The sequence below is a fragment of the Mangrovibacterium diazotrophicum genome, from assembly GCF_003610535.1.
GTDB classification, from domain to species: domain Bacteria; phylum Bacteroidota; class Bacteroidia; order Bacteroidales; family Prolixibacteraceae; genus Mangrovibacterium; species Mangrovibacterium diazotrophicum.
Genome location: NZ_RAPN01000001.1, coordinates 3923441 through 3944202 on the forward strand (window position 1 = coordinate 3923441; position 20762 = coordinate 3944202).

General features: G+C 45.0%; 21 protein-coding genes. 13 read left to right on the forward strand and 8 right to left on the reverse strand.

Translation table 11 applies throughout. The features are described from left to right. Nucleotides 1-169 precede the first annotated feature (169 nt). Nucleotides 170-601, forward strand: coding sequence for an FKBP-type peptidyl-prolyl cis-trans isomerase (locus BC643_RS15490; RefSeq protein WP_120274317.1), 432 nt, complete (start codon nucleotides 170-172; stop codon nucleotides 599-601). Nucleotides 602-706: 105 nt separating this feature from the next. On the opposite strand, the gene BC643_RS15495 is transcribed toward BC643_RS15490, so the two are convergent. Beyond that, nucleotides 707-1246: an RNA methyltransferase gene (locus BC643_RS15495; RefSeq protein ID WP_120273942.1), complete on the reverse strand. Its 540-nt coding sequence runs from the start codon at nucleotides 1244-1246 to the stop codon at nucleotides 707-709. Nucleotides 1247-1266: 20 nt separating this feature from the next. Continuing rightward, nucleotides 1267-2538: an arginine deiminase gene (locus tag BC643_RS15500; protein ID WP_120273943.1), complete on the reverse strand. Its 1272-nt coding sequence runs from the start codon at nucleotides 2536-2538 to the stop codon at nucleotides 1267-1269. A 109-nt stretch (nucleotides 2539-2647) separates the two neighbouring features. On the opposite strand from BC643_RS15500, the gene BC643_RS15505 reads away from it, so the two are divergent. Further along, on the forward strand, nucleotides 2648-3235 hold the full coding sequence (locus BC643_RS15505; protein WP_120273944.1) for a DUF4294 domain-containing protein: 588 nt from the start codon (nucleotides 2648-2650) through the stop codon (nucleotides 3233-3235). Further along, nucleotides 3235-3801 carry an RNA 2',3'-cyclic phosphodiesterase gene (gene thpR / locus BC643_RS15510; protein WP_120273945.1) on the forward strand — a complete coding sequence of 189 codons (567 nt, stop codon included), beginning with the start codon at nucleotides 3235-3237 and terminating at the stop codon, nucleotides 3799-3801. The genes BC643_RS15505 and thpR overlap by 1 nt, the downstream gene beginning before the upstream one ends. Nucleotides 3802-3806: 5 nt before the next feature. Here the strand turns inward: thpR and BC643_RS15515 are convergent, their stop codons facing one another. Together BC643_RS15515 and BC643_RS15520 are read right to left on the reverse strand one after the other, a co-directional pair. Beyond that, nucleotides 3807-5222: a sugar transferase gene (locus BC643_RS15515; RefSeq protein ID WP_120273946.1), complete on the reverse strand. Its 1416-nt coding sequence runs from the start codon at nucleotides 5220-5222 to the stop codon at nucleotides 3807-3809. Nucleotides 5223-5285: 63 nt separating this feature from the next. Beyond that, nucleotides 5286-6140, reverse strand: a complete 855-nt coding sequence (locus BC643_RS15520) for a hypothetical protein (RefSeq protein WP_120273947.1) — start codon at nucleotides 6138-6140, stop codon at nucleotides 5286-5288. Nucleotides 6141-6278: 138 nt separating this feature from the next. Here BC643_RS15520 and BC643_RS15525 point away from each other — a divergent pair, with 138 nt between their 5' ends. The 4 genes from BC643_RS15525 to ispE all read left to right on the forward strand — a co-directional run bounded on the left by BC643_RS15525 (nucleotide 6279) and on the right by ispE (nucleotide 11504). Continuing rightward, a complete protein-coding gene (locus BC643_RS15525) occupies nucleotides 6279-6929 on the forward strand; it encodes a protein-L-isoaspartate(D-aspartate) O-methyltransferase (RefSeq protein ID WP_120273948.1) in 651 nt (216 codons plus the stop codon). A gap of 63 nt (nucleotides 6930-6992) precedes the next feature. Continuing rightward, nucleotides 6993-7631, forward strand: coding sequence for an MBL fold metallo-hydrolase (locus BC643_RS15530; RefSeq protein ID WP_120273949.1), 639 nt, complete (start codon nucleotides 6993-6995; stop codon nucleotides 7629-7631). A 142-nt stretch (nucleotides 7632-7773) separates the two neighbouring features. Beyond that, a complete protein-coding gene (gene gcvP / locus BC643_RS15535) occupies nucleotides 7774-10638 on the forward strand; it encodes an aminomethyl-transferring glycine dehydrogenase (RefSeq protein ID WP_120273950.1) in 2865 nt (954 codons plus the stop codon). Between the two features lie 53 nt (nucleotides 10639-10691). Beyond that, entirely contained in the window at nucleotides 10692-11504 is an 813-nt protein-coding gene (ispE, locus tag BC643_RS15540; RefSeq protein ID WP_120273951.1) for a 4-(cytidine 5'-diphospho)-2-C-methyl-D-erythritol kinase, read from the forward strand. A gap of 46 nt (nucleotides 11505-11550) precedes the next feature. On the opposite strand, the gene BC643_RS15545 is transcribed toward ispE, so the two are convergent. From BC643_RS15545 to tgt, 4 genes are all read right to left on the reverse strand, one after another. Next, nucleotides 11551-11874, reverse strand: coding sequence for a biotin/lipoyl-containing protein (locus BC643_RS15545; protein ID WP_120273952.1), 324 nt, complete (start codon nucleotides 11872-11874; stop codon nucleotides 11551-11553). A 17-nt stretch (nucleotides 11875-11891) separates the two neighbouring features. Next, nucleotides 11892-13436, reverse strand: coding sequence for an acyl-CoA carboxylase subunit beta (locus BC643_RS15550; protein ID WP_120273953.1), 1545 nt, complete (start codon nucleotides 13434-13436; stop codon nucleotides 11892-11894). Nucleotides 13437-13636: 200 nt separating this feature from the next. Further along, on the reverse strand, nucleotides 13637-14731 hold the full coding sequence (locus tag BC643_RS15555; protein WP_120273954.1) for an LptF/LptG family permease: 1095 nt from the start codon (nucleotides 14729-14731) through the stop codon (nucleotides 13637-13639). Continuing rightward, nucleotides 14728-15858: a tRNA guanosine(34) transglycosylase Tgt gene (gene tgt, locus BC643_RS15560; protein ID WP_120274318.1), complete on the reverse strand. Its 1131-nt coding sequence runs from the start codon at nucleotides 15856-15858 to the stop codon at nucleotides 14728-14730. Before tgt ends, BC643_RS15555 begins: the two co-directional genes overlap by 4 nt. A gap of 142 nt (nucleotides 15859-16000) precedes the next feature. Here tgt and BC643_RS15565 point away from each other — a divergent pair, with 142 nt between their 5' ends. From BC643_RS15565 to BC643_RS15590, 6 genes are all read left to right on the forward strand, one after another. Next, a complete protein-coding gene (locus BC643_RS15565; RefSeq protein ID WP_120273955.1) occupies nucleotides 16001-17134 on the forward strand; it encodes a glycosyltransferase in 1134 nt (377 codons plus the stop codon). Beyond that, on the forward strand, nucleotides 17125-17736 hold the full coding sequence (locus tag BC643_RS15570) for an RNA polymerase sigma factor (protein WP_120273956.1): 612 nt from the start codon (nucleotides 17125-17127) through the stop codon (nucleotides 17734-17736). The genes BC643_RS15565 and BC643_RS15570 overlap by 10 nt, the downstream gene beginning before the upstream one ends. Nucleotides 17737-17793: 57 nt before the next feature. Further along, nucleotides 17794-18429: a 16S rRNA (guanine(527)-N(7))-methyltransferase RsmG gene (rsmG, locus tag BC643_RS15575; protein WP_120273957.1), complete on the forward strand. Its 636-nt coding sequence runs from the start codon at nucleotides 17794-17796 to the stop codon at nucleotides 18427-18429. An 85-nt stretch (nucleotides 18430-18514) separates the two neighbouring features. Further along, nucleotides 18515-18673: a 50S ribosomal protein L34 gene (gene rpmH, locus BC643_RS15580; protein WP_120273958.1), complete on the forward strand. Its 159-nt coding sequence runs from the start codon at nucleotides 18515-18517 to the stop codon at nucleotides 18671-18673. A gap of 196 nt (nucleotides 18674-18869) precedes the next feature. Further along, nucleotides 18870-19682, forward strand: a complete 813-nt coding sequence (locus BC643_RS15585; RefSeq protein ID WP_170154576.1) for a PASTA domain-containing protein — start codon at nucleotides 18870-18872, stop codon at nucleotides 19680-19682. Next, a complete protein-coding gene (locus BC643_RS15590) occupies nucleotides 19682-20746 on the forward strand; it encodes an RluA family pseudouridine synthase (RefSeq protein ID WP_120273960.1) in 1065 nt (354 codons plus the stop codon). The genes BC643_RS15585 and BC643_RS15590 overlap by 1 nt, the downstream gene beginning before the upstream one ends. Nucleotides 20747-20762: the final 16 nt, after the last annotated feature.

Below are 20762 nucleotides of genomic sequence, written 5' to 3' on the forward strand. Positions count from 1 at the left end.
AATACCCCGAATTTTGCGACCCTCGTGTTGCCAAAAAATCGCTTAAATCCCCATTGGTAGGAAGTTGCGAGCATTTTGTTCTTTGTGCAGTCGGTCATCGCACCTTTTGTTTTTTGTGTCTGAATTGATTTCAATATTTTTGTTTCAAGAACCTAAAAATGCTATCAAATTGGCAAAACGAGAAGCTAAGACAAAGAACAAAGGTGCAGCAGGGCACCATCGGAAAATGGGCGACGATTTTCTGGAACAGAACCGGCGAAAAGAAGGCGTTGTTGAAACGAGCAGCGGCTTACAATTTTGCGTTGTTGAGGAAGGATCCGGTGCCCGACCGGATGAATGGTCGACTGTTTTGATTCATCAGCGGGCGCAGCTGCTGGATGGAAAAATTTTGGAGGACACGTATAGGCAGAATAAGCCCGATGAAGTTGCCCTAAAAGAAATGATTGAGGGGCTGCAGGAAGGATTGCAGTTAATGACCTTGGGTAGTCGCTATAAATTTTGGGTTCCGGCTGATTTGGCCTGGGGGCGTAAAGGAACCTCGAACAAAATACCGCCTTTCGCTGTGCTCGCCTTCGATATTCGTTTGGTGGAGATTCGTTGATCGAATCTTTCAGAGATGTTTATTCCGCCGTTACTGGACGCTGTAATAAAAAAAAGCGACCTCGTACCGAAAGTCGCCTTTCTTGTAATATTTCTTTTGGTTATCCTAGGAGATACCCCATTTCATCTTTTTGAAAAGATCCCAAAGTACAATCCCCGCACTCACTGATACATTAAAAGAATGCTTTGTTCCGAACTGCGGAATTTCGATCGCGCCGTCGCAGAGGTCGACAATTTTTTGCTGAACTCCTTTCACCTCGTTGCCAAACACGAGCGCGATTTTTTCGCCAGCCTCGGGTTGAAACTCAGGAAGCATAATGCTCTTGTCGATTTGCTCGATCGCATAAACAGTAAAGCCCCTTGATTTTAAATCGGCCACAGCATCTTCGGTGTGCTCGAAATATTTCCAGCTCACTGTTTTCTCGGCATCCAGCGCAGTCTTGTGAATTTCCTTGTTGGGAGGCGTTGCGGTGATCCCGCACAGGTAAATCGAGTCGATGAGCAGTGCATCGGAAGTCCGGAAGAAGGAGCCAATGTTGTTGCAACTTCTCACATTATCCAATACCACCACGAGGGGCATCTTCCCGGTTTCCTGGTATTCATCCGGATTTAACCGGTTCAGTTCGTTTGTTCGGAGTTTTCGCATGTCTACTATTCTATCTGGAATTACCAGTCTACTTTTTTACGTTTGAACGGCATGGTCATACAGCGGGCGCCGCCGCCGCCGCGTGCCAGTTCTGAGCCTGCAATGGTAATCACACATTTTTTGTTTTTTGGGATTTCGGCTTTCCCGTCGATGATATTTTGCGCTTTAATAACCTCAAAGCCGCTTTTGTTCAGCTCTTCTACCGTATTCACGTTGCGCTCGTAACCGATAACTTGCCCCGGTGCGATGGCAAAAAAGTTTGCGCCACTGTGCCATTGTTCCCGCTCCTGCGTCCAGATGTCGTTTCGTCCGCCGCAGTAAATTGGATTCAGATCGATGCCCAGCTTTTTCAAGGCCTTTACCAGGTTTTTCTCCTCTGTTATTTTGGTTACTTCGCCGTTTTCAATTTGAATATGAATGGTGTGGTAGCGGGTTGTTCCCAAAATCAACGGTTCGTACACCATGCAGGCGTCACGGTCCAGGAAGGTGAAAACCATATCGAGGTGGATAAACGATTCGGGCATGTCGGGCAGTTCCTGAACCAACACGTGGCGGATCGGTTCCTTTTTTGCTTTGATGCTTTCCAGTATGAAATCAATACCCTGCGTTGAAGTTCGGATGCCGGTTCCGATCACCAATACATCTTCCCGGGCAACCTGAAAGTCGCCTCCTTCGATGGAGATGTTGCCGGTCGTCGGAATGTTTCCTGCTTTTTGCGAATTCACAGTGGTGGCTTCAATCATGGGATGATGGTTGAAAATCGCTTCCATGATCAGCGCTTCGCGGTCGCGGACAGCATTTGCCATTTTCCCGATTACCACTTCGTCGCGGAAAGACATGGATGCATCGCGGGTAAACAGGAAATTGTGCAGCGGCCAAAGGCTGAAACGCTCCTGGCTCAGGTAGCGCGTCAGGTTGTTGCGCATGATCGGTACTCCTTGAATAAGTTGCCGGGCCAGCTCCGGCGACGTCAGCTCAAAAAGATCGGCGTGAATTTCCTGGGCGTTTTCCTGCCGGCAAATTTCATCCAGAAGTTCTTTGCGAACCTGTTCCGATTTCAGAACCTCGGCCAGCAGGTCGGTCACTTCAAAAACACGACTTACTTTGTTGAGCACACCTTTCAGTTGTTTGTATTCTTCGGTGGCAACTGCCAGGTTCAGAATGTCGCTGTACAACGCGCGCTTGGCCGTTTCCGGAGTCATTTCTTCAACTTCCAGACCCGGTGTATGAATAATGACTCCCTCAAGTTCCCCAAACTCGGTAGTCACATTCACTTTCATTTTGTCTGTCATAGAATTCCCTTTTCTAATTTTCAACAAATATAATAACTCGCGACGAAGCAGAATCTTTTCGCGACTTATTCGTTTTAGTTTCAGAACACATTATCTTCGTCATTAAGTCATGTGGAAACAGATTGTATTTATCTTAATTGTGATCACCTCGACGTCGGCTGCATTCGGGCAGGTGAATGATTCCGTTCATTATTTGAGCGGGATGAAGGAGAATGGAGATACGATTCCACACATCGAACTGAAGACAATTCCGGTTTTCCCCCGAACGAAATTTAAATCGAAACGCTTGGAGCGCAAATACTGGCGTTTGGCCATGAAAGTGAAGAAAGTTTATCCATATGCCAGAGTTGCTGCCGAGCTAATGGCGGAATACGATGCAAAGTACCGAGCCTCGGACAATAAAAAAGAACGCAAGGAATATTTGAAAGAAGCCGAAGCGGAGTTGTTTGATCGTTATGGTGATGAACTGAAAAAGCTTTCCATTTCCGAGGGGCGAATTCTGATTAAATTGATTGACCGGGAAACCCAGCATACTTCTTATGAACTCATAAAGGATTTAAAAGGAGGTGTTTCTGCTTTCTTCTGGCAGGGCATTGCGCGCTTGTTTGGAAATAATCTGAAGGAAGAGTACGATCCGGATGAAGAGGACAAGATGATCGAAGAAATTATTTATTACATCGAAGCCGGAGTGATCTGATGAAACGGATGTTTGTTGCCATAAAAGTTCAGCTTGATCCGCCGATGACTCAGTTTGTAGACGGGCTAAAAAAGGCGTTTGCGGCAGAGTCCGTTCGTTGGGTAGATCCTGACAATTTCCACGTTACTCTGCACTTTTTCGGGAGTATTGATGAAACCAAGGAATTTGCGCTCAATCGTATTTTTGAGGATTTCGCTGCAGAAGAAAGAACTTTTGAGTTCGGGTTAAACGGTGTTCATTTCTTTGGCAAAGGACAAAAACCACACGTGTTGTTTATTGATATTTCTAACGGCGGGGCGCTTGCTGATTTGGCGGCGAGAATGAAAGCTGTTTTACTAAATCGAGGAATGATCGGCGAACAAGAAATGGCCTTTCGTCCGCACCTGACGATTGCGCGTTTGAAAAGTCTGAAAGACAAAATACGATTTGCGGAGTTGGTAGAATCCTGGCGGCAAAATTCACCGGAACAGAAAATAAAGGCAAAAGAGATTGTTTTCTACGAGAGTCAGACCCGGCCTGGTGGTCCGATTTATACGCCGCAGGCAATTTATGCACTACAGGAATAAATACTTTATTTCCCTTTGCCGTGGAAAATTTCCAGGATACTGTAAATCATGATTTTGAAATCGAGGTACAGTGAGGCGTTTTTCATGTAAACCAAATCGTAGGGGAGACGCTCCAGCATTTCTTCAATATTCGAGGCGTAACCGTATTTCACCTGTCCCCAACTGGTAATTCCTGGCCTTACTTTGTGAAGCAAATTATATTGTGGTGCTTTTTCCACTAGTTGGTCAATGTAGAATTGCCGCTCGGGGCGTGGTCCAACCAGCGACATGGTTCCGACGATCACATTACAAAACTGAGGAATCTCGTCAAGGTGCGTTTTGCGTAAGAAGCGTCCAATTTTGGTAATTCGGCTGTCATGATCAGACGAAAGTTCCGGCCCGTTTGATTCGGCATCGGCCACCATACTCCGGAATTTGTAAATTTTAAAAGGCTTTCCGTAACGGCCGACACGTGTTTGTGAATACACAATCGGTCCTTTCGATTCTGCTTTGATCAAAATGGCTATGATTAGGCTGACCGGCAGGAAAATAAGGAGCCCGACAACGGATAAAACCACATCGAGTATGCGTTTTACGTTGGCTTCCCAGACCGGCATGATACCGTTTGATATTTTAAAAAGCGGGCGGCCGTAGAGGTTGTTCGTTTTTTTATTCCCCGAAAGGATGTCATAAAGGTCGGGGATACCCCAAACAACCACGTTGAATTTTTGCAGTAAGATCAGAATCTGGCTCAGCAAGCTGTGTTGCGAAGTATCGAATGTGATGATGACTTCTTCTACCTGATTGGTTGAAATTATTTGCGGGATGTCCTCCGCATTTCCCAAGCATGGCAGTTGATTTTCCAGGGGCATTGTTTGTTCGTGACCGGTCTTCACAAATCCGATCAGACGGTTTCCCGAAGGGCGGTTTTGGGTGGTCAGATCCTGATAAAGTTGAACGGCCTTCTCGTCACCACCGATTAATAAGGTGTTGAATCCGTATTCGCGCCGGTGTATTTTGTGGGCGATAATGCTCGTATGTATAATTCGAAACAAGTAGGTAATTCCGAAGTGTAAACCGAGCAGGGTAAAAAACAGGCGGTAATAATTTTTATAGGTGTTCACATAATCGTCGAGTAAAAGGCTGAAGAAGAGAATGACAACTCCGCCGAGAGAGGTAAAGAATGTTTGATTCAGTTCAATCAATCGCGATTTGCGGCAAACGTTGCTGTAATAGCCGGTAACGTAATAAATCAGAATCCAGAATGACGGGATGATCAACAATGCCAAATAAAAGCGGGAAGTGTAATCAAGTGATATTTCTGATCCGAGGGCTGCTCTTTCGATGTAGATTTTACGGTAGGTGTAAAATAGAAACCAGCTCAGGCAAGCTGCTAAAACATCAAAGAAAAGGTATATAATTCGTGTCTTCTTGCTATCCATTCCATTTTCAACGACTTTGCAAATATAGCCGTTACCTACAGAAACGAACTTTCAGCTTATAAATTATACAGCATATCGGCTACCGGATGAAAAACCACCCGAATAGTTCATTTTAGCCTGAAGGTTCGACAAAATACGCTGTGCTTGCAGGAGATGGGAGAACCCAACAGAAACCGATTTTTTCTGATTGATCTCGGCCGAGAACTGTTGGATGGCGATCTTTTCACTGTTGAGAATGGTGATTTCAGAGCCTTCTCCGTTGTTGAAATAAACGACGTCTTTGCCCGACTGGAAAAACTCGATTTGCGATTCTGCTTCTTTGATTTGGTTGGAGAAGAGAATTCGGGCAACCGATCCGGACGAGAAAACGATGCGGCATTCGAGCAGGTTGCTTCCGTCGGGATTGGGGATCGTCATTAAATCAGTTTTCCGAAACTCGCTGTTGCTAACAACGACCACAAATAATAAAAGTTGAAAAAGCTGCCTTTCTTCGTCGATACCAGGCTCAGATTTCATTCGAATATTGGCTAAAAACGGGCTGGTAATTTCTGCCAGTTTTCTGAAATTATCGGGTTGAAAAACCTGAGGCACGAAAAACTGAACTGTGGAGCTTGCTTCGTGCGACAAATTAATGAGCTGCTTCAGTTCTATTTCGGATAACCGGGGGTAACGATTAAAATACAGGTTGTTGCGTTTTCGCACGGCATGCTTAATCATGTCGAAGGACGGAATAATCCGATCGAAGTAGATGGCTTGTGATGAATTGATGAGTTCTTCAGCCTGAAAATAAAGCATCTTCTCGGTCAGCTCGTTGTGCCCCGCAGAAAGGCCAATGACCTTCAAATCGTTAATTGTTTGTGCGAGCTTTAAGGTTTTGCTGGCCGTGTCGTCCCCCGATATAATCCCCATATTGATCATAGCTGCAAATTAGAAATAAAAAGCTATTTTAAAGCTTTGAACTGGATACAACTTTTCAACCAGCGGCGGTTGATAATGTCGGTTGGACAGTTTAGTAGAAAAATCAATTTAAACTATTTTTACTAAAAAATTGACGTAATGAATCCTTTGGATACTCTGAGGCACCAGGGATTGAGGAAACGTTTGGTTGAAGGGCTGCGAATCAAAGGGATAAAAGATGAAAAGGTTTTGAACGCGATTTCAAAAGTACCCCGTCATTTATTCATGGATAGTGGATTTATTCAATTCGCCTACCGAGATCAGGCATTCCCGATTGGTGCCGGACAAACTATTTCACAGCCCTACACGGTGGCTTTTCAGACTTGGCTGTTGCAGCTAAGTCCCAACGATAAAGTACTCGAAGTCGGTACCGGCTCCGGTTACCAGGCTGCCGTTCTATTGGAAATGGGGGTGAATGTTTTTACGATTGAACGCCAGCGCGAGCTTTACCTGAAAGTGCAACAGTTGCTGCCCAGTCTCGGCTATTTTCCGAAATTCTTCTACGGCGACGGTTATAAAGGTTTGCCGACTTACGGCCCGTTTGATAAAATCATTGTCACTGCAGGGGCTCCTTACGTCCCCGAAGATTTGATGCAACAGCTCACAATTGGCGGAAGAATGGTGATCCCGCTCGGCCCAACCGACCGACAAACCATGACTGTGGTTGTGCGCACCGGTGAAAATGAATTTAAAAAGGAAACACACGGAACATTTGTATTTGTCCCCATGTTAAAGGGAACGGAAAAATAAATTGTTGTTTCGGTGTAATGCAGATTGCTTTCCGGGAACACATTAACTCGAAAAAAAGGAAAAATGATACAAGTCCAAAAGTTTACTTTCAATCCGGTTCAGGAAAACACCTACGTGTTGTACGACGAAACAGGCGAATGCATCATCGTTGATGCGGGGTGCTATTTCGATTACGAGCAAAAAGAGTTGTCAGATTTCATTGAAAAAAAGCAGTTGACGCCCGTTAAGCTGGTGAATACGCATTGCCATTTGGACCACATTTTCGGTATTACTTATTGCCGGACAAAGTACAAGGTTCCGTTTGTTGCTCACCAGGCCGATTTGTTCCTGATTGAAGGGTTTGTTGCCAGCGGCGAACGTTGGGGCATTCCGGTTGAACCGATGGATGGCCCGGATGAGTTCATCGACGAAAATGATGTGATTGAATTCGGAAATTCGAAACTGGAATTGATCCATGTTCCGGGTCACGCACCGGGACACCTGGTGTTGTATTGCAGCGAGCAAAGCTTCATGATGGCCGGCGATGTGCTGTTTTACGGAAGCATCGGTCGTACCGATTTGCCCAAAGGAAACTACGAGCAGCTGATTACCAATATTCAGCAAAAGCTTTTGATATTGCCCGAGGAAACTTTGGTTTACAGCGGGCACGGACCGGACACAAGTATTGGTTTCGAGAAAAAGTCGAATCCGTTTCTTTCCTGATTCTGGCAAAAAGCAGACAATAATTTGAGGACTGTTGAAGCGTGTGGTTGTTAGCTGAAAAGGCGAAAACCGGTAAAAATCATTTTTTTATCTTAAACTTCAACTTAATATTGGCGCACACTTATAAAAACAAAATAGCAGCATGGCAAGTGATAAATTCGTAACCCGTCATATTGGACCCAGAGCGTACGAAATTCAAGAGATGTTGGAGAAAATCGGCGTCTCATCTCTTCAGGAACTGATCGATCAAACGATCCCCGAAAATATTCGTTTGGAAAAACCGCTTCAACTGGAAGATGGTTTGACTGAACGCCAGTACTTCCGTAAGATTTTAGCCCTGGCAAAAAAGAACAAGGTTTTCAACACATACATCGGTATGGGGTATTACGACACCATTACGCCAGCCGTTATTTTGCGTAATGTTTTGGAAAACCCGGTTTGGTACACCTCTTACACTCCTTATCAAGCTGAGATTTCACAAGGGCGTTTGGAGGCTTTGTTGAACTACCAAACCATGATTTGCGAGATGACTGCCATGGAATTGGCAAATGCGTCGTTGCTGGATGAAGCAACCGCTGCTGCCGAGGCAATGGTGATGATGTTGAATTCTCGCAGCCGCGCCAAAGTAAAAGAGAACGCGAATGTGGTTTGGGCCGACAAGAACATTTGGCCGCAAACGCTCGACGTTTTGAAAACAAGAGCAATTCCGTTGGATATTGAATTGAAAATTGCGGAAGTCTCGGAATTTGAAATTAACGCTTCAACAGTTGGTATTTTGTTACAGTACCCCAACGCAAACGGCGAAGTTATTTCGTACAGAGAATTGGCAGAGAAGGCGCACCAGGTAGAAGCAAAAGTTGCTGTTGCTGCCGACCTGTTGAGCTTGGCGCTGTTAACGCCTCCCGGAGAGTGGGGTGCCGATATCGTGTTCGGTAATTCGCAGCGTTTTGGTGTCCCAATGGGATACGGCGGGCCTCACGCGGCATTCTTCGCTGCCCGCGATGAGTTCAAACGAAACATGCCTGGCCGTATTATTGGTGTGTCGAAAGATGTTCACGGAAACCGCGCGTTGCGTATGGCTCTGCAAACCCGCGAGCAACACATCAAGCGCGAACGTGCAACCTCAAATATTTGTACGGCGCAGGCGCTGTTGGCAAACATGGCAGGGTTTTATGCCGTTTACCATGGCCCTGCCGGAATTACGCAAATTGCCAAACGCGTGCACCGAATTGCAGTGTTGCTTGAAAAAGAGATTACAACTTTGGGGTACACGCAAAAGAACGAATCGTATTTTGACACCATCCGTTTTGCATTGCCAAAGCATGTGAAAGTTGAAGATATTGAGTGGTTGTCGTTGGAGTTGGAAATGAATTTCCGCTATTTCGAAAACGGCGAAGTCGGCTTGAGCATTGACGAAACCACGAACCTTGAAGATATTAACTGGATTATTGAAGTGTTTGCAAAAGCAGCGAACAAGCCATATCCAACAATCAAAGCATACCCGGAAGCTGACAAAATCGGTGGCGAATTAGCTCGTGCGTCAGAATTCCTGCAGCAGGAAGTGTTCAATAAATATCGCTCGGAAACCGAGATGGTGCGCTACATCAAAAAACTGGAGCACCGCGATATTTCGTTGACACATTCCATGATTCCACTTGGGTCATGTACCATGAAGCTGAACGCAGCAACCGAAATGTTGCCGCTGAGTTGGATTGAATTCGGAGGGATTCACCCGTTTGTTCCGAAGAACCAGGCTCGGGGTTACCAGGAAATGATGGAAGAGTTGCGACGCGATTTAGCTGAAATTACCGGTTTTGCCGACGTCAGCTTGCAGCCAAACTCTGGTGCTGCTGGTGAGTACGCCGGTTTGATGGTGATCCGCGAGTACCACCTTAGCCGCGGTGAAGCCCAGCGTAATGTTGTGCTGATCCCATCATCTGCTCACGGAACAAACCCAGCAAGTGCTGTAATGGCCGGTATGGAGGTAGTTGTTGTGCCTTGCGACGAAAAAGGGAACGTGGACGTTGAGGCTCTGCGCCAAAAGGCTCAGGAATACAAAGATACGTTGTCTGCATTTATGGTGACCTACCCATCGACACATGGTGTGTTCGAGGCGTCGATCATCGAAATGTGTGATATTATTCACCAATACGGAGGACAGGTTTACATGGATGGTGCCAACATGAATGCGCAGGTTGGCTTGACCAACCCGAAGCGAATTGGCGCTGACGTTTGCCACCTGAACCTGCACAAAACATTTGCAATTCCTCACGGTGGTGGAGGCCCCGGCGTTGGCCCGATCGCGGTTGCCAAACACTTGGTTGAGTTCCTGCCATCACACCCGGTAATGAATAACGGTCACGTGGGTATTTCCGCTGTTTCAGCTGCTCCATGGGGTAGCGCTTCGGTATTGCCAATTACTTATGGTTACATCAAGATGCTTGGCGCCGACGGTTTGCAGAACGCTACTGAAATTGCAATTCTGAACGCTAACTACATTGCTTCAGCTTTAAAAGATACTTACGGAATTTTATATACCGGCGAAAAAGGTCGTGTTGCACACGAAATGATTCTGGAATGCCGTCACTTGAAAACGACAAGCGGAATTACAGAATCCGACATTGCCAAACGTCTGATGGACTTTGGGTTTCACGCGCCAACATTGTCGTTTCCGGTACACGGTACATTAATGATTGAACCCACTGAAAGTGAGTCGAAACAGGAACTGGATCGTTTCATCGATGCGTTGAATTCAATCTACCAGGAGATTCAGGATATTGTGGACGGTAAGTCTGACAAGGAAGATAACCCGCTGAAAAACGCGCCGCATACGGCAGATTCAGTGACTTCTGATGAATGGAGCCATTCTTACAGTCGCCAGCAAGCTGCGTTCCCGTTAGCGTGGTTAAAAGAAAATAAATATTGGCCACCTGTAGGGCGTGTTGATAATGCTTTTGGCGACCGAAATTTGGTTTGTACCTGTGCGCCGATAGAGAGTTATCAATAGGTAGCGATTTAATGGTTCGCATTTCGTAACTTTGGGTAAGGAATTTATATACTATGATTACTTATCCAATTGCAAAAATAAATATCGGGCTGCTCGTTACCGAAAAACGGGCAGATGGTTTCCATAATTTGGAGACCATTTTTTACCCGATTCAGATGCAGGATGTTTTGGAAGTTGTCGAAGCGGATGAGTTCAAATTCAGCATGTCGGGATTAGATTTGGATGGAGATCCGAACGACAATCTGGTGGTGAAGGCTTACAATCTGATTAAAAATGATTACCAAATTCCTGCGGTACAGATACATCTACATAAAAATATTCCTTCGGGAGCAGGTTTGGGCGGCGGATCTTCGGATGCCGCCTACATGCTTTTGGCATTGAATGATCTTTTTAGCCTTAAAATCAGCGAAGAAAAGTTGATGGACTATGCACTCCGTTTGGGGAGCGACTGTCCTTTCTTCCTGAAGGGCAGGCCCGTTTATGCCACAGGGCGGGGCGAAGTCATGCAGGACGTTCCTGTTGAATTAAAGGAATACTATTTAATATTAGTGAAACCGCCGGTGCATGTTTCAACAGCGCTTGCCTATCAGAATATCGTGCCACAGAAACCTCGTTTGTCACTCAAGGGCTTGGTTGGTTTTGCCGTTGGTAAATGGAAAGGCAATATTTTGAATCACTTTGAAAAATATGTTTTTCAGGAACATCCTGAAGTGGCACAGATTAAGAAAACACTGTATGATCAGGGGGCTGCGTTTGTGCTGATGTCAGGTAGTGGATCTGCTGTTTACGGGCTGTTCCGATCTGAGAAACGCGGAATTGAAAACTATTTCCCGAAAGATTACCAGGTTTTCAGGCAACGGTTATAGGAACGAATTTAATGAGAAATAAAAAGGGGCTTTTAAAGCCCCTTTCTTATTTTTTAGCGATTTCAATCATTAGAAATCCTTTTGGAATCCGATCTCCGGCTTTCACATGAACCGTAGCGATTTTGCCATCGAATGGCATCTGCACGACGTTGTGCATTTTCATCGCTTCAAGAATCATCAGTGGATCGCCTTCTTTTAACTTGTCACCGGGCTTAACAAACAGGTCGATGATTGTTCCGGGAATGAATGAATGCAATTGATTCTCATCCGGTTTTTCCCATTTTACACGACGACGGTATTTCTCGGTATACTCGGTTTTGTACACAGCGCTGTGTACAATAATCGTTTCGTTTTTTTCTTCTTCTTGCATAATGCGACAATTTTAGATTAAAACGGAGGAATACCGTGTTTCTTTTTAGGTCCTGAAATAGACTTGTTGGCTGACACTTTCAACGCGTGCAACAACATGCGGCGAGTATCTTCCGGTTCAATTACCTCATCAATGTAACCTCTTGAAGCGGCTACATATGGATTGGCAAATTTGTCTTTATATTCCTGGATTTTCAATTGGCGCATTGCTTCAGGATCTTCCGCTTCTGCAATTTCCTTACGGAATACAATGTTGGCAGCTCCTTCAGGTCCCATTACCGCGATCTCGGCAGTTGGCCATGCAAATACGAAGTCGGCGCGCAAGTGGCGAGAGTTCATCGCGATGTAACCACCACCGTAGGCTTTACGGATGATAACGGTGATTTTTGCAACTGTTGCTTCACTGTAAGCATACAGAATTTTTGCACCGTGACGGATAACACCAGCATGTTCCTGGTCAACACCCGGAAGGTATCCCGGAAGGTCTTCCAATGTAATGATCGGAATGTTGAAGGCGTCGCAGTAACGGATGAAACGGGCAGCTTTATCAGAGCTGTCGCAATCCAATACACCGGCCAAAACTTTCGGCTGGTTACAAACAAAACCAACGGTTTCACCTTCCATACGTCCGAACCCGATTACAACGTTCGGAGCGAAGTATTCCATTACTTCGAAGAAGTCAGATTTATCGGTGATTGCTTTAACGATATCGCGGATATCGTAAGGCATTTTTGCGTCGGCTGGAACGATGTTTTCAATTTTCTTTTTGAAAGTTGGTTTAGCCGGCTCAAGCGTTTTTGCTTTTTGCGTGTTATTCCACGGAATGTAGGTGATCAGCTTTTTAATTTGCTCGAAACATTCCAGTTCGCTTTCAGCATAGAAGTGAGCATTCCCGGTAATTTCAGCGTGTACTTTTGCACCACCAAGGTCTTCCATCGAAATTTCTTCACCCAAAACGGTTTTAATAACGCTAGGGCCGGTAATAAACATTTTCGAGATGTTGTTCACCACGAAAACGAAGTCGGTCAGAGCAGGCGAATAAACCGCTCCACCGGCGCAAGGTCCTAAAATTACAGAGATTTGAGGGATAACACCTGAAGCCAGTGTGTTGCGGAAGAAAATTTCGCCATAACCTGCCAAAGAGTTTACCCCTTCTTGTATACGTGCACCACCCGAGTCATTGATTCCGATAAGCGGAACTCGCATTTTTAATGAGTGGTCCATGATTTTGGTGATTTTCCGGGCGTGCATCAAACCTAAAGATCCACCGGCAACGGTGAAGTCCTGAGCGAAGATACAAACCGGAGAACCGTAAATTGTCCCGGTACCGATGATCACCCCGTCACCATGCAACTTCATTTTGTCCATATCGAAGTCGCGGGCAACGTGTTCAACGAACATATCATATTCGTGGAATGAGCCCTCATCCAGGATGTAAAGGATCCGTTCACGGGCAGTAAGTTTCCCCATAGCCACTTGCTTTTCAATGGCCTTCTCACCACCACCCTTGAGAACCTCGTCTTTGCGTTTTCTGAGGTCCAGGATATTCCGTTTCAACGACATAATTTGTAGTTTTTAATTAAAATTAGCTCCGCAGAGGCCGGAGTCTTTACTTCATAATGGTCTTTCTGTTGAAAGTTTTACGTGTCAAAATTATAATTTTTTCATACAGGCAATTGTTTTTAAAAACATTCTAAAGTTTCCGTGAACTTTTTTGCCTTTTCTTGGTTTTGAACAATTTTATGCAGAGTTTGAAATTTTTGTTAACGGCGTGCCCGATTGTATAAATAGGCAGCCAACGCACCGAAAATAAAATTCGGAATCCAAACGGCAATATAGGGCGGGACTGATCCGGAGAGCGCAAAGACTGTAGAGATTTGCATGAACATGATGTATGAGAAGCTGATCAAAATGCCAAGCCCGAGGTGAAGCCCCAATCCTCCTTTTACTTTTCTTGACGCCAATGAAACGCCGATTATCGTAAGTATAAAGGCTGAAAATGGATTTGCACGTCGTTTGTGCTTTTCCACTTCGTATTCGATGGTATTGATACCCCGAAGTTTTAGCGATTCGATTTCTTTATTCAAATCCGGCAAAGCCAGTGTCTCGGCCATATTGGCCATAGTCACGTAGTCAGCCGGAACCATATTCAGTGTTGTGTCTTTCTTTGTGCCGGTTGTAATGGTTTCCTTATACCCGTCGATGTCGCGGATAAAATAGTTGTTGATTTCCCATACCTTCCGTTCCCGATCCCATTTGATAAAATCTGCCGAGAGTTTCGAAATTAAATTCCCCTCTTCAAATCGTTCAATTGTAAATTTATAACCTACATCGTTCGACGTATTATAACTTCTCATGTAAATGTAGGTGCCTGGCGTTATCTGCCGGTGTATGTTATTTTCGAGACTGTTCCGCTTGTTTTTAATATAAGCATCTTTGAATTCGACCATGGTTTTGTTAGCCGGTGGAATAATATAATCGCCCAACACATAAGAGAACAAGGCGATAATTGCAGCACCAACCATATAAGGGCGAACAAAGCGATGGAATGACACACCGGAGCTCAGAATAGCAATAATCTCCGAGTTGTAAGCCATCTTGGACGTGAAATAAATAACCGCAATAAAGTTGAAAAGCGAGCTGAACAGGTTGGCAAAATAAGGGATGAAGTTCAGGTAATAGTCGAAAATAATGTCGTGGACGGGAATGTCCTTCGACAAGAATTCATCCAGATTTTCCGAAACGTCGAAAACCAAGGCAATGCTGATGATCAGGGCGATGGATACAAAGAAAGTACCCAGGAACTTCGCGATGATATACCTGTCAATTGTTTCTATGCCCGGAATTTTCAATTTCATAAGCGTTGAGCCAGTTTAACAACCATTTCTTCTTTCCAATCTTTAAAGGTGTCGGCTAAAATCTGCCGACGTGCTTCTTTTACCAGCCACAAGTAAAATGCCAGGTTGTGTTGGCTGGCAATTTGGGCTCCCAGCATTTCGCCCGAAACGATGAGGTGGCGCAAAAAAGCTTTGGTATAGTTGATGTCTACGAAAGACGTCCCTTCCGGATCAATTGGCGAGAAATCATCGGCCCACTTGGCATTTCGCATATTCATGAAACCGTTTTTGGTGAACAGCATGCCATTGCGGCCATTGCGGGTTGGCATCACGCAGTCGAACATGTCAACACCACGATCGATGGCCTCAAGTATATTTACGGGTGTTCCGACACCCATCAGGTAGCGTAGTTTGTCTTTCGGAAGTATCGGGTTTACCACATCAATCATGGCGTACATGTCGGCTTCGGGTTCTCCTACCGAAAGTCCGCCAATGGCGTAACCGTCACTCGGGATCGTGGTTACGTGGCGAGCTGCCTGTTCGCGCAATTCCGGGTAAACACCTCCTTGCACAATCGGGAAAAGCGATTGGTTGTGTCCGTAAAGCGGACTCGTTTTCGCCATTTGGTTCACACAACGGTCAAGCCAGCGCTGTGTAAGTGCTAGCGATTTTTTGGCATAGTCGAAGTCAGCATCACCCGGAGTGCACTCGTCGAAAGCCATCATGATGTCGGCGCCGATCTTACGTTGAATGTCAATAACGCTTTCCGGCGTAAACAAGTGGTACGAACCATCAATGTGCGACTGGAACCGGGCTCCTTCTTCCGTTAGTTTGCGAATATCTCCCAGTGAAAAAACCTGGTAGCCACCGCTGTCTGTCAAAATAGGGCCATCCCAGCCATTGAATTTGTGTAATCCTCCGGCACGTTCGATAATGTCCATGCCCGGACGCAAATAAAGGTGGTAGGTGTTGCCCAGAATAATTTGAGCACCGATGTCTTCTTTGAGATCTTTTTTATGGATTCCTTTCACTGAACCGGCTGTACCCACAGGCATGAATATAGGCGTCTCAATGACTCCGTGGTCCGTTTCAAGTATGCCCGCCCTCGCTTCCGATTGGCTGGCTGTATGTTTCAGTGTAAAATCCATGTTTCTTTTTTTCAGCGAGCAAAGATAGCACATTAATATAAAAGCTGAAGATGTAAAATCTCATTATCCGTTGTTAATTAAATTTAAAAAGAAGCTGATGAAGAATCGCTTCGATTATTAAATTTGTCATCAAATTTCGACCATGACGCAAGAGTTTTTCAATCGTCCGTTTTACGAGTGGGGTGGGTATTTAATCCTGTTGTTGGGCTTTGTGCTGACGTTGGTGATACAACTTGTATTTTACCGCAGGGTAATTGTGGCTAATCGCGCGCCGTCCAAAAGTCGGGCAGAGAGGCCGATTAGCGTACTGTTAAACGTGCGCAATGAGTCGGAACGTCTGGAGCAATTCCTGCTTAAATTATTGGATCAGAATTACTCGAATTTCGAAATCGTTGTCGTTGACGATTTTTCGGCCGATTCAACCTTAATTATTCTGGGAGTGATGGCGAAGAAATACCCGAAAATCAAATTCAGCTCGTTGAACCAGGAGAACCGCTCGTCGGAAAAGATGGCGATGAACCTGGCAATGAAAGCTGCAAAGAACGATTGGGTGCTTTTACTCACGCCGGAAACCAATCTGGATGATCGGGATTACCTGGCGAAAATGAATCAGGAGTTGGACGATGACTCACAAATGCTGGTAAGCTATGTGAATTATAATAGTGGTAAAACCCGCTACAATCGTTTGTGTCGAGTGGAACGAATGGATGCGTTTTGGCGGGCTTCGGCGAACCAACGAGCATCGATCCCACTGTTGTATCAGCAAATCAATGTTCTTTTCAATAAGCGCTTGTATTTTGAAACCGGAGGTTTTAAAGGGAAAATGAATGCCCATTATGCAGGCCTGGAGCTCGTGTTTAATCAGCTCAGTAAACTCAATGTGAAATTCTCTACCGCGATTCAGGCTAGTTTGCGCGAGGATCGCGTGACTGATAAGGACGAATTCCAGGATTTAGTGAAAAAACACATCCGCATATTTAACGATATCAGTTTTTCGAAGAAGTGGCTGGCATGGCTTGAGCGTCTGGCGAAACTATTGTTTCTAACCGGCCTTTTGACGCTCTTGTTTACCGATATTCGCTACTGGTATGTTTTTGTTCCGGTTCCATTTATAGCAATCATAATCCAAGCAGTTTTGATTAAAAGTCTGCTGAAATGCTTGGCAGAAAAGAAAATCTTTTTATCTTCGTTTGTATACGTTTTTGTGCGACCTTTTCTGTATTTTTACTACAGAGCGTCAATCTATTTACAAGTACAACGCAATAAATGGAACTAAACCCGAACCTGTCAGATAAAGCCCAACAAGATTACGCCTTGGTGGAGTCTGCATTGCGCGGAGAGGAAAAAGCCTTCGCGAAACTGCTTGGTAAGTATAAAGATGCCATTTATTACATGTTGCTAAAAATGGTCAACAACAAAAGCGATGCAGAGGATTTGACCATTGAGGCCTTTGGAAAAGCGTTTAAAAACCTCCACCAGTATTCACCGAATTATGCATTTAGCACGTGGTTGTTTAAGATCGCTTCAAACAACTGCATCGATTTTCTCCGAAAGCGCCGCGGGGTGACTATTTCAATTGAAACCACGCAGGAGAGCAACGAAAACGATCCGCCGATAAAATTGAAATCAGTTGACCCCGATCCCGAACAAAAGCTGATACGTATTCAAAAAGCAATCTTACTTCGCCGCATCGTCCACAAACTCAAACCTCGTTATCGTACTTTAGTCGAATTGCGTTATTTCCGCGAATATTCGTACGAAGAAATTGCAAAAGAGCTAAATTTGCCGCTCGGGACCGTTAAAGCGCAGTTGTTCAGAGCTCGGGAAATGCTGTTCAAAATGATTGAGTCGACCGAAATGGACGACCATAAAGAATAAGCGAAATCCTTTGCGGGCCGGTTGCCGCTCCCGATAACCGGAATCAGTTAGTATTTTATGGAACTTATAACGAAATATTTTCCGTCGTTAGACGAAACCCAGCAGAAGCGCTTTGCCATGTTGGGCGATCTTTATTCGGAGTGGAATGAACGAATCAATGTCATTTCACGTAAAGATATCGATCAACTTTATGAGCGGCATGTCCTGCATTCGTTGGGAATTGCCAAGGTGACGGGTTTTGTTCCCGGTACGCGGATTATGGATGTGGGCACAGGTGGTGGTTTTCCAGGAATTCCCTTGGCCATCATGTTCCCCGAAACCGAGTTTTTGTTGGTTGATTCGATTGCTAAGAAGATTACGGTGGTGAACGAAGTTGCGAAAGCACTTGGCTTGACAAATGTGAGGGCAGAGCAGCATCGGGCCGAGAAAGTGAAAGGCCAGTTTGATTTTGTGGTGAGTCGCGCCGTAACTGCTTTCCCAAAATTTGTGTCGCTTGTTCGCACAAAAATCAGCGGAATACAGCGCAACGAATTTGCAAATGGGATTTTATATCTCAAGGGTGGTGACTTCGATGATGAGCTGGAAGCGTTTCAAAATAAGGTCAAAGTGTTCCCGTTGAATAAATATTTTGAAGAGGAATTCTTTGAAACTAAGAAAGTTATTCATCTTGTGTTGAAAAATACAGGAAAATAAGTCGTTATATTTTGGAAGGAAATAAAAAAGATATATTTTTGCAGTCCGAAATTAACAGAGAAAGAAATAATAAAAAGATATACCAATGAAAAGGACATTTCAACCATCTAACAGAAAGCGTAGAAACAAACACGGTTTTCGCGAAAGAATGTCTACTCCGGGCGGCCGCTTGGTCTTAAAAAGTCGTCGTGCCAAAGGTAGAAAGAAACTGACTGTTTCAGACGAACCAAGACACAAACGTTAAGAAATCTTATACGTATTACTGCATAGGAAGGTAAAGAATTACGATTCTTTACCTTTTTGTGTGTTATAACCATTGGTCTTGGATTCGGTCAGGTCTTCAAAGTCGGGGTGATATTTACCTTTCGGCTTTCGATTTTTAAGCTATTTTTGTTTACTGCAAACATCATTCTGATTTTACCATGAGTTTTAAATCATTTTTGACCAGTAGAACATTTTTCATCCAGTTGGCGATCGCAATCGCAATCATTGTTGTTTTATTATTGCTGACAATGTTTGGTATTCGGAAGTATACCAATCACGGCGAATCGCAACCTGTGCCCGATTTGGCAGGACTGAATATTGAACAGGCTGAACAGCTGCTGGCTTCAAAAAATTTGACTTACGAAATATCAGATTCAACCTACCTGGATTCAGCGGAGCCTGGTTCAGTTATCGGGCAAATGCCACAGGCCGGACATAGCGTTAAAGAAGGCCGGACGATATTTTTGAGTATCTGTGCAATTGCGCCGGAGCAGGTTGCGATGCCGAAATTAACCGACATCTCTTTTCGTCAGGCGGTGAACATCATGCAGGCGGAAGGATTAAATGTTGGCGTAATCGACTACGTGCCTTCTGAATTCTCGAACCTGGTTTTGGGACAGCAAATCAATGGCCAGGAAGTTGAGCCGGGTGTGATGGTGAATAAAGGTTCGCGTGTTGACCTGAGAATCGGCAAGTCGAGCAGCGGAGAGAAGACAGTGGTGCCGAATTTGTTCGGAGAAACACTTTCGCAGGCTCGCTCTGAAATTGCCAGTTTGTTCCTGAATGTTGGAGCAATCATTTATGATGAGACGGTTCAAAGTCAGGAAGATAGTCTGAATGCTAAAGTTTGGCAGCAACGGCCGTCAAACAGCCGCTATGACGAAATTGAACTGGGTGCTTCTATCGACGTTTGGTTAACATTGGACGATAGCAAGCTGATCCAGGAAAGTGATATGGAAATGACAAATGATTCAACCGGAGGATTTTAATGCAGGAAGAGTTTGACGATATTTTTGATGATCAGGAAGAAGAAGGCCAGGAGTCGGCGCTTTACGAGCATTTTAATCTGGTTGTTGATTCCGGACAGAAGCAGGTTCGGATTGATAAGTTTATTGTCAACCGGATCGACAATGCTTCCCGAAGCCGGATTCAGACGGCTGCTGATGCCGGAAATATTTTGGTTAACGGCAAATCAGTCAAATCAAATTATAAAGTAAAACCAGGCGACGAGATCAGTATCGTGATGGATTTTCCTCGTCGCGAACTGAAAATCATTGCCGAGGATATTCCGTTGGATGTGGTTTATGAAGATGATCAACTGATCGTCATTAATAAGCCTGCTGGCTTGGTTGTTCATCCGGGGCACGGAAATTACAGCGGTACTTTGGTCAATGCCTTGGCTTGGCGTTACAAGGATCTGCCGATTTTTTCATCGGCCAATGATCCGCGTCCAGGTTTGGTACACCGTATCGACAAGAACACCTCGGGGTTGATGGTTGTGGCAAAAACAGAAGCGGCTAAAACCAAGCTCTCCAAGCAATTCTTCGATAAAACCACGAAACGTCAGTATGTGGCGCTGGTGTGGGGGCGTTTGAAAGAGCCGGAAGGAACCATCGAGGGAAATATTGCCCGCAGTGTGAAAGACCGCCAGGTTTTCACGGTTTACGAAGATGGCGACAGCGGTAAACATGCCGTGACCCATTACAAATTGATTGAAGAACTGGGGTATGTCAGTCTGGTTCAATGTCAGTTGGAGACTGGCCGCACGCATCAGATTCGCGTTCACATGAAATATATCGGCCACCCGCTGTTTAACGACGACACTTACGGAGGCGATAAAGTTCTTTGGGGAACGACGTTCTCGAAATACAAACAGTTTGTTGCCAACTGTTTTAAGATTCTTCCGCGACAGGCACTACATGCGAAAACGCTCGGCTTTGTTCATCCGACGACTGGTGAAGAGATGCTGTTCGAATCAGAATTGGCCCAAGACATGCAAGATGCCATTACCAAATGGCGCGATTACATCGCCAATCGCGAAATCGGCGAATAACGGTTAGATTTACCAT